General features: G+C 43.2%; 10 protein-coding genes. All 10 read left to right on the top strand.

Annotation, left to right across the window (positions count from 1 at the left end):
* Nucleotides 1–140 precede the first annotated feature (140 nt).
* Entirely contained in the window at nucleotides 141–2,600 is a 2,460-nt protein-coding gene (locus ABID99_RS21705; RefSeq protein WP_373615088.1) for a TonB-dependent siderophore receptor, read from the top strand.
* Between the two features lie 57 nt (nucleotides 2,601–2,657).
* A complete protein-coding gene (locus tag ABID99_RS21700; protein WP_373615087.1) occupies nucleotides 2,658–3,893 on the top strand; it encodes a PepSY-associated TM helix domain-containing protein in 1,236 nt (411 codons plus the stop codon).
* A 679-nt stretch (nucleotides 3,894–4,572) separates the two neighbouring features.
* Nucleotides 4,573–5,034 carry a division/cell wall cluster transcriptional repressor MraZ gene (locus ABID99_RS21695; RefSeq protein WP_373615086.1) on the top strand — a complete coding sequence of 154 codons (462 nt, stop codon included), beginning with the start codon at nucleotides 4,573–4,575 and terminating at the stop codon, nucleotides 5,032–5,034.
* The gene (rsmH, locus tag ABID99_RS21690) at nucleotides 5,031–5,933 is read left to right on the top strand and encodes a 16S rRNA (cytosine(1402)-N(4))-methyltransferase RsmH (RefSeq protein ID WP_090529906.1); all 903 of its coding nucleotides are present in this window, start codon (nucleotides 5,031–5,033) and stop codon (nucleotides 5,931–5,933) included. Before ABID99_RS21695 ends, rsmH begins: the two co-directional genes overlap by 4 nt.
* A complete protein-coding gene (locus ABID99_RS21685; RefSeq protein ID WP_090529904.1) occupies nucleotides 5,930–6,337 on the top strand; it encodes an FtsL-like putative cell division protein in 408 nt (135 codons plus the stop codon). The genes rsmH and ABID99_RS21685 overlap by 4 nt, the downstream gene beginning before the upstream one ends.
* Nucleotides 6,327–8,426, top strand: coding sequence for a penicillin-binding protein (locus ABID99_RS21680; protein WP_373615085.1), 2,100 nt, complete (start codon nucleotides 6,327–6,329; stop codon nucleotides 8,424–8,426). Before ABID99_RS21685 ends, ABID99_RS21680 begins: the two co-directional genes overlap by 11 nt.
* Nucleotides 8,423–9,883 carry a UDP-N-acetylmuramoyl-L-alanyl-D-glutamate--2,6-diaminopimelate ligase gene (locus ABID99_RS21675; protein WP_373615084.1) on the top strand — a complete coding sequence of 487 codons (1,461 nt, stop codon included), beginning with the start codon at nucleotides 8,423–8,425 and terminating at the stop codon, nucleotides 9,881–9,883. The genes ABID99_RS21680 and ABID99_RS21675 overlap by 4 nt, the downstream gene beginning before the upstream one ends.
* 117 nt (nucleotides 9,884–10,000) lie before the next feature.
* Nucleotides 10,001–11,242, top strand: a complete 1,242-nt coding sequence (mraY, locus tag ABID99_RS21670) for a phospho-N-acetylmuramoyl-pentapeptide-transferase (RefSeq protein WP_090531268.1) — start codon at nucleotides 10,001–10,003, stop codon at nucleotides 11,240–11,242.
* A gap of 132 nt (nucleotides 11,243–11,374) precedes the next feature.
* A complete protein-coding gene (murD, locus tag ABID99_RS21665; protein WP_373615083.1) occupies nucleotides 11,375–12,751 on the top strand; it encodes a UDP-N-acetylmuramoyl-L-alanine--D-glutamate ligase in 1,377 nt (458 codons plus the stop codon).
* Between the two features lie 103 nt (nucleotides 12,752–12,854).
* A complete protein-coding gene (locus tag ABID99_RS21660) occupies nucleotides 12,855–14,039 on the top strand; it encodes an FtsW/RodA/SpoVE family cell cycle protein (RefSeq protein ID WP_090531265.1) in 1,185 nt (394 codons plus the stop codon).
* Nucleotides 14,040–14,073: the final 34 nt, after the last annotated feature.

The following is a 14,073-nucleotide window of genomic DNA, read 5'->3' as shown; positions in this document are numbered from 1 at the left end:
CATTTTTTTCCTACGATAAAAGGCTGCAAGTGAAAATTGCGGCCTTTATACTTGCGCTTATTTAAACTAATTATAAATAAAACTTGCAGATAAAAAGTCTTTTTATACTTTTGCGCTTAATTAGACTTAATCTAAATAGAATGACGAATAATCTTTACTATTACCTGCGCACAATCCCCTTTTTAATTTTATTCCTGTTTGTAAATATCTCGATCCTTAAAGCTGATGACGAAGGCAATAACGGCAAAATAACCGGTGTTGTTAAAACCAGCGACGATAAACCGGCATCTTTTGTAAATGTTGCCATTAAAGGGTTAAACAAAAGTACTACCACTACCGATAACGGATCATTTGCCTTTCATAATATTAAACCGGGTACCTACACCCTGGTTACTTCATACGTTGGTACAAAAACCGAAGAGCAAACCGTGACAGTTTTCGCAAATAAAACAACGGTTGTATCTTTTAAGCTTAACGAAAGCTCGGCCCAGTTAGATGAGGTTGTAGTTTCATCAACTAAAACCATCAACCGTAAAAAGTTAACCATCGGCAAAATGAACGTATCGCCGATGGACTTGCCGCAGAGTGTTACCGTAATAGGCCGTGATGTGCTTGATCAGCAACAGTCAATACGCTTAAGCGATGTTGTCAAAAATGTGAATGGTGTATATTTATACAGCAGCCGCGGCAATACCCAGGAAACATTTGGCGCCCGCGGTTATAACTTCGGAAGCAATAACATGTTTAAAAATGGTTTCAGGGTAAACTCGGGTGTTGTGCCAGAGATTAGTTCACTGGAACGTGTTGAAATATTGAAAGGCAGTGCTGCATTGTTATACGGTAACGTTGCGCCAGGAGGCATCCTGAATATGGTAACTAAAAAACCCTTATTTACGCAGGGTGGCCAGGTATCAATGACCTACGGCAGCTATGATCTTTACCGCCCGTCGTTTGACGTTTACGGCCCTATATCTTCCAAATTAGCATATCGCGTAAATGGTACCTATGAAAATGCCAAAAGCTTCCGCGACAATGTAAAATCAGAAAAAGAATACATCAATCCTTCATTCCTGTACAAAATAAGTGATAAAACAACTTTAATTGTTGAAGGTGATTATCTTAACTATGATTTTACCCCCGATTTCGGAACCGGACAAATCAATAACGTTATTGCCAACGTTCCTCGTAACCGGTATTTGGGTGCATCATGGTCAACCGGTAATACCAAACAAACTACCGCAACGGCAACCATTAACCATCAGCTTAATAGCCTTTGGCAGTTAAGCGGCGGTTTTTCATACCAGCACTTTAACCGCCAATACCAAACCACCGAACGTGTATTGCCTAACCCCAATGGTGACTGGGGCCGCACGCTGAACCGGGCTAAAACGCTTGAAGATTATTACACCGGCCAGTTCAATATTACCGGACAATTTAACACAGGTGCTATGAAACACAATATTTTGGCCGGTGTTGATGCCGATTGGTACCGCAATAATGCTTATACCTACGTTACCACCGTGGATGGGGTTTCGACTTATCTTGACCAAACAAATACTAAGCAAAAAGCGGTTTATGATACCATCAACATTTTTGACCTTAATAAGTATATCCTCCGTACTGATAAACCGCAGATGAACCCGTTTTATAGCATTTTAACGGCTACCAATCGTTTTGGCGCTTATGCTAACGATTTGATCAGTTTATCTGAAAAAGTTAAGGTGCTTGCGGGAATCCGTTGGTCATACCAGTATGTAGCGCCTACGACAGTTACCAATTACAGTCCTATTGCCCCAGCCAAACCAGCTGCCGGGAAAGAAGATAAAGCGTTTTCGCCGCGTGTTGGGATCATTTATAAACCGATAGCAAATACTGCCTTGTTTGCAAGCTATTCCAATTCTTTCATTACGAATACGGGGTCTGATACTAATGGCGCTCCGCTTGATCCGTCGATAGTTGATCAGTATGAAGTTGGCGTTAAAAATGATTTCCTGAATGGCAACCTGTCGGTAAATGTAACAGCATACCGTATTAAAAATAATAACCTGGCCCAAACTGCACCTTTCGGTCCCGATGGGAAAGAGAACACCAATACCAACATCAAAGTGCTGAGCGGTGAAACCAAAAGCGATGGGGTGGAACTTGATATCGCCGGTCACCCGGTAAAGGGCTTGGATGTACTGGCGGGCTATAGCTATACCAATGCCAAATATACTAAAACAGGAACCGCGCTGGGCAGTAACATAGCCGGCCAGCCTTTGCTGAATACACCAAAACACACCGCCAATACAAGCATATTTTATACCTTTTACTATGGCGATTTAAAAGGATTCAAAGTAGGTGCGTCTGTTTATTACCTGGGCGATCGTGTTGCGGGTAATGCCAATACAGTTGGTCAAGCCCAAACTATATCAAGATTAGTTAATGTGCCGGGCTTTACAACGGTTGATGCTTCGGTGGGTTATACTTATAAAAAGATTTCCATTATTGGTAAGATCTCTAATATTGGCAACGTGCTTAATTACAATGTGCACGAAAACTATAGCATTAACCCTATACCGCCAAGGCAGTTCCTGACCACATTGAGTTATAAATTTTAATTAATTAAACTAACCGGGCATGGCAACATGCCCGGTTTTTATGCTTATAACAAACTGATGAAAGTATTTTTTCGCACCATACACCTTTATTTAAGCCTGGCAGCCGGGGTGATTATTTTCTGCTCGTGTTTAACAGGTACAATGCTGGTTTTTGAAAAAGAAATTCAGCAGGCGCTTCATCCTCAGCGGTATTTCGTAAAGCCGCAGGAAAAGAGGTTGCCGCTGGCTGATTTAACAGCAGGGGTATTAAAACAAATCCCTAAATCAAAGCTGGCAATGGTTATGGTTTATGATGATCCTGAGCGTGCGGTAGAAGTAGCCCTAATAGTGCCCGAAAAAAAAAGTAAGAAACCCGCGGATGCGCCTAAAACAGAAAAGCATGCCGGAGTTCATGGAAAAAAAGATGCGAAGCCAAAAGACGCCGAGCGGCCAAACCTCACCGCTTTTGTGAACCCCTATACCGGGCAAATAGTTGATCAGTTTAATCGCAGGCAAACGTTCCTGTATTCGGTTGAGATGTTTCACCGCTATTTATTAGGCGGTAAAAATAGCCCAGGCGATTGGGTGATCAGTCTTTCAACCTTGTTTTTCCTGGTGATATTGATAACAGGCGTAATACTTTGGTGGCCTAAAACCAAAGTAATCATGAAGCAGCGTCTTAAAATAAAATGGGATGGCAGCGGCAAACGCCTTACCCATGACCTGCATATTGTTACCGGTTTTTATACTTCTATATTTTTGATCATTATTTGTGCTTCGGGCCTGGTAATGACCTTTAAGTGGGCAAATAATACCTTGTTTTTTCTTACTAACTCAAAAATTGCTGGTAAAGAAGATATCAAGGCTCCGCTTTCTGTTCATCAACCCGGCGTTACCGCCATCTCGCCAGATGCGGCTGTTAGTGCCTTAGGCAACAAAATAGCTGATGCCGAAAATTACACCATCCGTTATCCGCGCGATACGGCAGCGGTTTATACTTTTAATGTGCTTAAAAAAGGTTCCGCTGAACTGGCCACTGATACTTATTATATCGATCAGTACAGCGGCAAGCTTGCCGGAGTTATTTTGTATGCTGACAAAAGTCTCGGGCAGCGTATCAGAGGGGTAATTAAACCAATCCATACAGGTTCCATTTATGGCTGGCCTACCCAGGTTTTAGCTTTTCTTATTACACTTATTTCGCTGATCTTCCCGGTAACCGGGGTTATGATGTGGTTAAACCGGATTCGTAAAAAGAAGGAAAAACCAGTTCGTGGCAGAATGAGAGTGGTATCTGCTGAGGCAACGGTATAATACAATATCATAAGGGATTTATCATTCGGGCTTATAAAGGAAATCTCGTTTTTACAATATTATTATAGGGTACGAAGCGGTGATGTGATGGAAAGGGCCCTACAGGTTCGCCATTTAAGTCGATGATTGCTTCGTACCTTGCAATCACGGATGTGGTATCAAAACTTACTATTCATCTCACCGGCTTCCCAACCCCGATCCAATAAGGCCGGTAAGGGCTCCCATACTTTCTTATATCTTACCAATATTTCCAGCTTTTCCGCTCGTTGTCGGTAATATTCCGTAATATTTCTATGCAAAAGGGACGGAATGAGTGCGTTGCATTATGCTAAGGCCGGGGCTTTGTACTTTATAGGTGTATATGCGATTTGTTATGTTCAATAGCTTAATATACAAAATATTAGTACCCCAAGGCAGGTCAGATAGCTGAGGTTATCAAAGTAATGCTTTCGCAATAAATGGGTTTTTCTCCCACTTTCTAATAATTCAATATTTATAGCTGAAATGTGATTTAACTAATTGGTTATTAGTCCCTTTTGTTGCAGGTGAAATTTTGGAAAATCTTCAAAAAATATAAAACAGACCCGGCTAAAAATTGTTGAAAACTTTTAGTGGGGGAAAGTGGTAGAAAGTGGTAAAAGTATTTACTTTTACGTTACAAAATTGCCCAAGTCATACAATGTCGTTTTTAACCGGTGAATTTGAGTGTAAGCTTGATCCTAAATTTAGGATGATGATACCGGCTGGCCTAAAAAAAAAGCTTCCTGAACTGGAATCTGAAGGCCTGGTGGTCAATCGTGGGTTTGAAAAATACCTTGTCATATACACTAAAAAGGAATGGGATAAACGACTTGAAGAACTGAGCAAACTTAATGAATATGAAGAGGATAATATAGCCTTTATACGATATTTTACCCGTGGGGCCACCGAGCTTATGCCTGATGCTGCCGGCAGGGTATTGTTGCCGAAATTCCTGTTGGAATATGCGGGTATAAAAGGTGATGTAGTGCTGGCTTGCCAATTGAATAAAATAGAGGTTTGGGATGCCGAAGCTCACCGTAAACTGATGGATGATGAGCCAAAAAGTTTTGGTGCATTGGCAAAAAAGGTGATGGGTAATAAAAGTAAGGAGCAGGAATGAGTGAGTACCATGTACCGGTAATGCTGAAGGAGTGTATTGATGGGCTGAATATTGATCCGGACGGTACTTATGTGGATGTGACTTTTGGAGGTGGCGGGCATTCGCGCGAGATTTTGAAACATCTGGGGCCAAAAGGCAGGTTGATTGCTTTTGATCAGGATGCCGATGCGCAGCGGAATATTATTGATGATGAGCGTTTTGTTTTTGTGGATCAGAATTTCAGGTATCTCAAAAACTTTTGCCGTTTGCACGGGGCTATTCCCGTAAATGGCATTCTGGCCGATTTGGGTGTATCATCACACCAGTTTGATGAGGCCGACCGCGGGTTTTCCATCCGGTTTGATGCCGAGTTGGATATGCGTATGAACCAGTTGGGCGAGCTGACTGCGAAGGATGTGATAAATAATTATTCGGTTGCCGATCTGCACCGGATTTTTGGCATTTACGGAGAAATCCAGAATGCAAAATCATTGGCAGAAACCATTGCTACTGCAAGGTTGAATATGCCGATAGTTACTATTGCTGATCTGAAAAATGTGATCAGTAACCGCATTCCGAAAGGAAAGGAAAATAAATACCTGGCACAAGTGTTCCAGGCGTTAAGGATAGAGGTTAACCAGGAGTTAGAGGCATTAAAAGATTTTTTAATGCAGTCGGCTGAGGTTTTGGGCGTTGGGGGCAGACTGGTAGTCATGTCATACCACTCGCTTGAAGATAGGCTGGTAAAAAACTTCATTGCCAAAGGTAAATTCAGCGGCGAGGTGGAGAAGGATCTTTATGGAAATGATAATAAACCGCTTGATGCTGTAAGCCGCGGGGCTATAACGGCGTCGGCAGATGAGATAACCAATAATAACAGGGCACGGAGCGCTAAATTAAGGATAGCTGTAAAAAAATGACCAATCGTTTACGTACAGAAATTCAGGAGGAGGAAGAAGTTGAAGAGGTAATTGAGGAGAGGCCTGCGAGGGAGCTGCCTGATAACTTTTTTACGCAACTTTTTACCAAGGGCTTTCTTACAACCGAGAAGGCCACCAATGCTTTGCCCTTTATTTTGTTTTTAGCCTTTTTGGGGATGGTGTATATAGGAAATATGCATTATGCCGAAAAATCGGTGCGTGAAATTGACGCGCTTACCAAAGAGGTTAAGGAACTGGGCTGGGATTATAAATCGACAAAGGCCGATATGGCTTTTAAAAGTACGCTTACCGAAGTGGCCAAGCGGGCAGATACATTAGGCTTAAGTCAATCCGTTGATCCACCGGGAAAAATAACAGTGAAGGAGGTTTCAGATGGGAATTAGGACTAACATACTGGCCAGGGTTTATTTAGCCTTTGGTCTTGTTTTGCTTTTGGCCATTGCCGTTGTGGTACAGCTTTGCCGCCTGCAATATGTTCAGGGCGATAAGTGGAAAGCTATGGCTGCCGATCTTTCGGCGCAATACCAAACCGTTGAAGCGGCAAGGGGTAATATTTTTTCTGTCGATGGAAGCTTGCTGGCTACTTCGGTGCCGGAGTATGAGCTGCATATGGACATGCTGGCCAGTGGTATTGCATCGGATACGGCGTTTAACAACAATATCGACCTGCTGGCTGCAAAGCTGTCGGGTATGTTTGGTGACAGATCGGCAAGGGAATATTCGCGTGTATTGCGCGAGGCCCGCCGGGATAGTTCACGCTATGTGTTGATCAGGCGTAAGGTATCTTACCAGGATTTGAAAAAGATCCGGCAGTTCCCTGTGTTTAACATGGGTAAATATAAGGGAGGGTTAATTGTTATTCAAAAAAACAGAAGGATCCTGCCATTTCAATCACTGGCTGCACGTACTATCGGTTATAAAAATGAGAACGTAAAGAACCCGGTTGGGCTGGAAGGTGCTTATTCGTCGTACATTAATGGCGAAAGCGGCAGGCGTTTAATGCAGCGGATCCCGGGCGGTATCTGGATGCCGGTTGACGATGATGATGAGATAGCGCCTAAAGATGGCGCTGATATTATTTCAACCATCAACGTAAACTTTCAGGATGTGGCTCAGGATGCATTAAAAAAACAACTGGTAAAAAGCGCGGCCGATCATGGCTGCGTTGTGCTTATGGAGGTATCTACCGGCGAGATCAGGGCGATTGCTAATTACACCCGTACTAAGGACGGTGATTATAAAGAGCAAATGAATTATGCTATCAGTAACGCTATCGATCCGGGGTCGACCTTTAAACTGGCATCGTACATGACCATGCTCGATCAGCATAAGATTGACACCAGCACCATAGTTAATGCTGAGGGTGGTAAATATAAATTCCCGAAAGGGCCGACAATTACCGATACCGAGCATGATAACTATGAAATGTCGGTAAAACGTGCTTTTGAGGAGTCATCAAACGTGGCGGCTGCAAAATTGGTTGATCGGTTTTACCACAATAACCCGTGGGAGTATATCAATAAATTGTACAGCTATCATTTGAATGAAAAGCTTCAGTTACAAATTCCCGGCGAAGGCAGGCCGGTGATCAAAAATCCGTCAAACCGCAGCTGGAACAAAAATTACAGTTTGCCTGAGATGGCTTATGGTTATGAAATGAATATTACGCCGCTGCAAATGCTGGCTTATTACAATTCAGTGGCCAATAATGGTAAAATGATAGCCCCGCTGTTGGTTCGTGAGATCAGAAGATTGGGTAACCCTATTGAGCAATTCCAGGCCCGGGTGATCAATGAGCAGGTATGTTCGGAAGCTACGCTGGGTAAGGTACGTGGTATGCTTGAAGGTGTAGTACTTAATGGTACCGGCAAAAATGTTATTAAAAATAAGCTTTACAGTGTGGCGGGTAAAACCGGTACAGCACAGGTGGCTAACGGAACAAAAGGTTATAAGGATAAAAAATACCAGGCCTCTTTTTGCGGTTATTTTCCGGCCGATCATCCTAAATATTCGATGATTGTGGTGATCAATAATCCAACCCAGGGCGACTACCTGGCTGCAAAGGTTGCCGGCCCGGTATTTAGGGAAGTGGCCGACAGGGTTTATGCCAACGATCTGGACATTAACCAAACCCCGCAGGCCCATTATGTAGGCAATACGGTAATGCCGCAGGTAAAACAGGGCAATATGAAGGCCCTGAAAAAGGTTTATTCAAAATTGGGTGTTAAACCGTTGTATGCTTCGGCTAACAGCACTGTTGATACAAGCAATGGTATCCCGTTTGAAGAGGTAAATTATAAAAATGGTACCGTGCCTTCGGTAACAGGCATGGGGCTTAGCGATGCGTTATATGTAATGGGTAATGCCGGCTATAAGGTTACTGTACGCGGTAGCGGTATAGTAACCAATCAATCGGTTACCGGAGGAAGTGCAATACCAAAAGGATCACGAATTTTAATAGAACTGCAATGAGGTATTTAAGCGATGTAATTGATGGACTGGCCTTCACTGAGTTGCAGGGAAGTGCTGATGTGGAGATCACGGCGATAGCTTTTGATTCGAGGGCAGTGATCCCCGGGGCCATGTTTGTTGCCGTAAAAGGCACCGTTGTTGACGGACACGACTATATTGACCAGGCCATAAAAAAAGGTGCTGTAGCAGTGGTTTGCGAAGACCTGCCTGCCCATACTACCGGCGAGGTTGACTTTTTGATGGTGGCCGATTCGGCTGTGGCGCTTGGCATTGTAGCTGCTAATTTTTATGATAATCCATCAGCCAAACTGAAACTGGTTGGGGTAACTGGTACTAATGGCAAAACAACTATCGCAACGTTGTTATATCAGCTGTTCCGCGATCTGGGGTATAAATGTGGCTTGCTTTCAACTGTCGAAAATCAGATCAATGGTAAAGTAATCCCATCAACCCATACCACGCCTGATCCGGTTGAGCTAAACAGTTTGCTTGCCGAAATGGTAGACAGCGGTTGTGACTATTGCTTTATGGAAGTAAGCTCACATGCCATCTCGCAAAAACGTATCGAGAGTTTGGTTTTTGCGGGTGGTGTGTTTACCAACTTAACGCACGATCATTTGGATTATCACAAAACCTTCCTGAGGTATTTGAATGCCAAAAAGGAATTTTTTGATGGTTTACCTAAAGATGCTTTTGCGCTTACCAACAGCGATGATAAAAATGGTAATGTAATGCTGCAAAATACAGCAGCACATAAAAAAAGCTATGGCCTTAAAACCATGGCCGATTATAAAGCCCGAATCCTCGAAAATCAGTTCAGCGGCTTATTACTGCAAATTGACGGCGAGGAAGTATGGTTTAAAATGGTGGGCACATTCAATGCTTACAACCTGTTAGGTGTTTACTCTACCGCGATGCTGCTTGAGCAGGATAAAGCGAAAGTGCTTACGAGCCTGAGCAAACTTACAGGTGCCGAAGGCCGCTTTGAATATATCACAGCACCGAACAAAGTTGTAGGTATAGTTGACTATGCCCATACGCCGGATGCTGTGCAGAATGTGTTGAGCACTATACATGATATCCGCAAGGGAAATGAAAAGGTGATTACGGTAATTGGCTGCGGCGGCGACAGGGATAAAACCAAGCGCCCCATCATGGCCAAAACCGCATGTGAGTGGAGTGATAAAGTGATCCTGACATCCGATAATCCGCGTACCGAAGATCCGGCGCAGATCATCAAGGAAATGGAAGAAGGTGTCGACCCGGCATTTAAGCGTCATACAGTAAGCATCATCGACAGGCATGAGGCGATTAAAACAGCCTGTATGCTGGCAAATCCGGGTGATATTATCCTGGTAGCGGGCAAAGGGCACGAAAAATATCAGGAAATAAACGGGGTGAAAAACCACTTCGATGATATGGAAGAACTGGAAAGGCAATTCCAGGATTTGGTATAACCATCAACTAATTGATAGAGAGTAAAAGGAATTAAAAACGCAAATCTGCAAGAACTAAGATGAGCAAGTCAATCATCTGCACATCTGAAATCTGCACATCTGCAAATTGAAAAAGCAATGTTGTATTACCTGTTTAACTATTTAAGCAAAAATTACAGTATCCCCGGGGTAGGTGTATTTCAATACATCACGTTCAGGATGGCGATGGCTGTAATTACTTCATTGCTGATCACTACTGTTTATGGCAGGCGGCTAATAGATTATCTACGCTTTAAACAGGTGGGCGAAACCGTAAGGAATTTAGGTTTGGAAGGCCAGATGCAAAAATCAGGTACGCCAACTATGGGTGGTATCATCATTTTGCTGGGTATTTTAATACCAACACTGCTGTTTGCCAAGCTGGAGAATGTGTATGTGATCCTGATGATCATTACCACCGTTTGGCTGGGAGCTATCGGTTTTCTGGATGATTACATTAAAGTATTTAAAAAGAATAAAGAAGGCTTAGCGGGCAGGTTTAAGATTATTGGTCAGGTGGGTTTATCACTTATTGTTGGCTGGACAATGTATTTCAACAGTAATATCATCATCCGCCAGGAAGTTGTGCTTCCGGTGAAGGATGATGCTCCGGTTGAGTTTCACATGAAGCGTAATACTCCGGTTTACACTCAGGACGTACACTCTACCAAAACAACAATGCCATTCTACAAAAACAATGAGTTTGATTACGGCAAAGTGTTGAAGTTTTTGGGTAAAGGTTATGAGCAATACGCGTTGGTGGTGTTCCTGTTTTTTGTGATTATCATCATTACGTTCATATCAAACGGAGCAAATATTACCGACGGGATTGATGGCCTGGCGACGGGCACATCTGCCATTATAGGTATTACGCTGGCTATACTGGCCTATGTATCGGGTAACACGGTTATTGCCGACTATCTGAACATCATGTACATCCCTAATTCGGGTGAGCTGGTAATTTTCGCCGGTGCCTTTGTCGGGGCTTGCGTAGGCTTTTTATGGTACAACTCGTACCCGGCACAGGTGTTTATGGGTGATACTGGTAGTTTGGCTATAGGTGGTATCATAGCGGTATTTGCTATCATGATCCGTAAGGAACTGATGCTGCCATTGCTGTGTGGTATTTTCCTGGTAGAGAATTTTTCGGTGATTATCCAGGTTTCATGGTTTAAATACACCAAAAAGAAATTCGGCGAAGGCAGGCGCGTGTTTTTAATGGCGCCGCTGCATCACCATTACCAGAAAAAGGGTTTCCATGAAGCAAAGATTGTTACCCGCTTTTGGATCATCTGTATCATACTGGCGATAGTGACGGTGATAACGTTGAAACTTCGTTAGAGGTTAGTGATTGAAGCTTAGAGGTTAGGGAAAGAAAAATATTAGAAAAGCGAATCGGTGATATCATTGAATCACCAAAAAGAAATCGGTGGAATCACCAAAAGATCGGTGTAATCCCAAAAGAAAAAAGAAATGAGTCAGGACAATAACATATCAACGCAGTCAATTCCTAAAGTGAGGATAGTAATCCTTGGTGCGGGAGAGAGCGGTGCTGGAGCAGCCTACTTAGCGCGGCAGCAAGGCTTTGATGTTTTTGTGTCGGATTTTGGCGGCATTGCCGATAACTATAAAAAGCAACTCGAAGATTGGAATATTCCTTTTGAAGAGAAACAGCATACTGAAGAACTGATCCTGAATGCGGTAGAAGTGATCAAAAGCCCCGGTATTCCGGATAAGGCCCCGATCATTAAAAAACTGCATGAAAATGGGACACCTGTGATATCGGAGATTGAGTTTGCCGGGAGGTACACTGATGCAAAGATCATTGGTATAACAGGTTCAAACGGTAAAACGACCACCACCAGCTTAACCTACCACATTTTAAAAGATGCGGGGATGAATGTTGGGTTGGCGGGCAACATCGGCAAAAGCTTTGCCTACCAGGTTGCCACCGAAAAGTTTGACTGGTATGTGCTGGAGCTAAGCAGTTTTATGCTTGATGATATGTTCAGGTTTAAAGTTGATATAGCGGTACTACTAAACATCACACCTGATCATTTGGATAGGTATGATTATAAACTGGAAAATTATGCGGCATCCAAATTCAGGATAACGCAGAACCAGACTGCAGCCGATTATTTCATTTATTGTGCCGATGATCCGGAAACAATAAAGGGAATGAAAGAGCGAACGTTCGGGGCACAGCTGTTGCCGTTTTCCATACAGCAAAAATTTGAACCGGGGGCATACCTGGATAACAGCGACAATATTGTCATTAACACAACACAAGAACATTTTACAATGTCAATTCAAGATCTGGCCCTGCAAGGCAAACACAACATTTACAACTCCATGGCATCGGGTATTGTGGCAAAAGTGTTGGAGCTACGCAACGAAACGATGAGGGAGAGCATGGGCAACTTTAAAAGCATTGAGCACCGCCTGGAGTTTGTTGCCAATATATCCGGTATCCGCTTCATCAACGATTCAAAAGCTACCAATGTTAATTCAACATGGTACGCTTTGGAAAGTATGACCAGCGATGTAGTGCTGATTTTGGGTGGTGTTGACAAAGGAAATGATTATAGTATGCTTAATGATCTGGTTAAGCAAAAGGTAAAGGCCATTGTGTGTTTAGGCAAGGATAACAAACGCATCCACGAAGCCTTTGATGATATGGTTGAAATTATAGTAAACACGTCATCAGCCCAGGAAGCGGCAACCGTAGCTTATCACCTGGCAACTAAAGGCGATACGGTGCTATTATCACCGGCTTGCGCCAGCTTCGATCTGTTTAAAAACTACGAAGACCGCGGCAGGCAGTTTAAGGACGCTGTGAAGGAATTGTAAGTAAAACAGTCCATAGTCGATGGTCGATAGTCCATAGATTATGAAAATTAAATCATGGTCTATCGACTATGGGCTATGGACAAATAAAGAAAATAAAGTTGCAATGCATAGGATATTAAACAATACAAAAGGAGATCGCTGGATATGGCTTATAGTCATATTGCTTTCTGTTATATCCTTGTTGGCGGTATACAGCTCGGTAGGTACGCTGGCATTTAAGCAAGGTAAAGGGGTCGAGATCATCCTCATGAAACACGTGTTCATGATAGTGGGTGGTATTGCGCTGATGTATTTCTCGCACAAGCTTGATTACCGTTATTATGCCGGTATCTCTAAGGTAATGATGATCGTTACCATTCCGCTGTTGCTGTATACATTGGTTTTTGGTAGTCATATTAATAACGCAAGCCGCTGGATAGCTATCCCGGGAACGGGTTTAAGCTTTCAGACTTCGGATTTGGCCAAGCTGGCATTGATCACTTACCTGGCCCGTACATTATCGCGCAAGCAGGAGAACATTAAAGATGTTAAAGAGTCCTTTTTGCCTATCATGGGTTCGGTTTGTGTGGTGTTTATCCTGATTGCATTAGCTAACCTTTCAACAGCGTTAATGTTATTTGGGGTTAGCATATTACTGTTGATCATCGGCCGGATCAGTATCAGGCAAATAGCTATTACCTGTGCTGCAGGTTTTATATTGTTGCTGGGCGTAATATTCCTTGGTCCGAGGAGGCATACCTACGTGTCACGTATGAAGGTGTTTATGCACCCCGAACTGGCAAAGGCCGATAAATCTTTCCAAAGCGATCATGCAAAAATTGCCATCGCAACAGGCGGGTTATTTGGTAAAGGTCCAGGGAACAGCACAGAAAGAAATTACCTGCCCGAGTCATACTCTGATGAGATCTACGCCATTATAGTTGAGGAGTATGGTTTAGTAGGAGGTATAATCGTAGTGGGGATCTATGTATTCTTGTTGTATCGATGTATCAAGATCATAACTAAAGCGCCAAAAGCCTTTGGGGCATTGCTGGCGTGTGGTTTAAGTTTTAGTTTAACCATACAGGCTTTTGCCAATATGGCCGTAGCTGTAGGCTTAGGGCCGGTAACCGGCGTGCCGCTACCGTTGGTAAGTATGGGTGGTACTTCGATATTGTTTACAAGCATCGCCTTTGGTATTATACTGTCGGTGAGTAAAGATATTGAAGAACCTAAAAAGGATAAGGCTATAAAGGAAGATAACACCGGGCCGAATAAGATCATAGTGGGAGAGATAAGGACGGCGTAGACACCCCCCCAGGCCCCCAAAAGGGGGAGGAATA

Origin of the sequence: Mucilaginibacter sp. OAE612, assembly GCF_041806395.1 — a bacterium.
GTDB classification, from domain to species: domain Bacteria; phylum Bacteroidota; class Bacteroidia; order Sphingobacteriales; family Sphingobacteriaceae; genus Mucilaginibacter; species Mucilaginibacter rubeus.
This window is presented reverse-complemented; position numbering and strand designations above follow the sequence as displayed.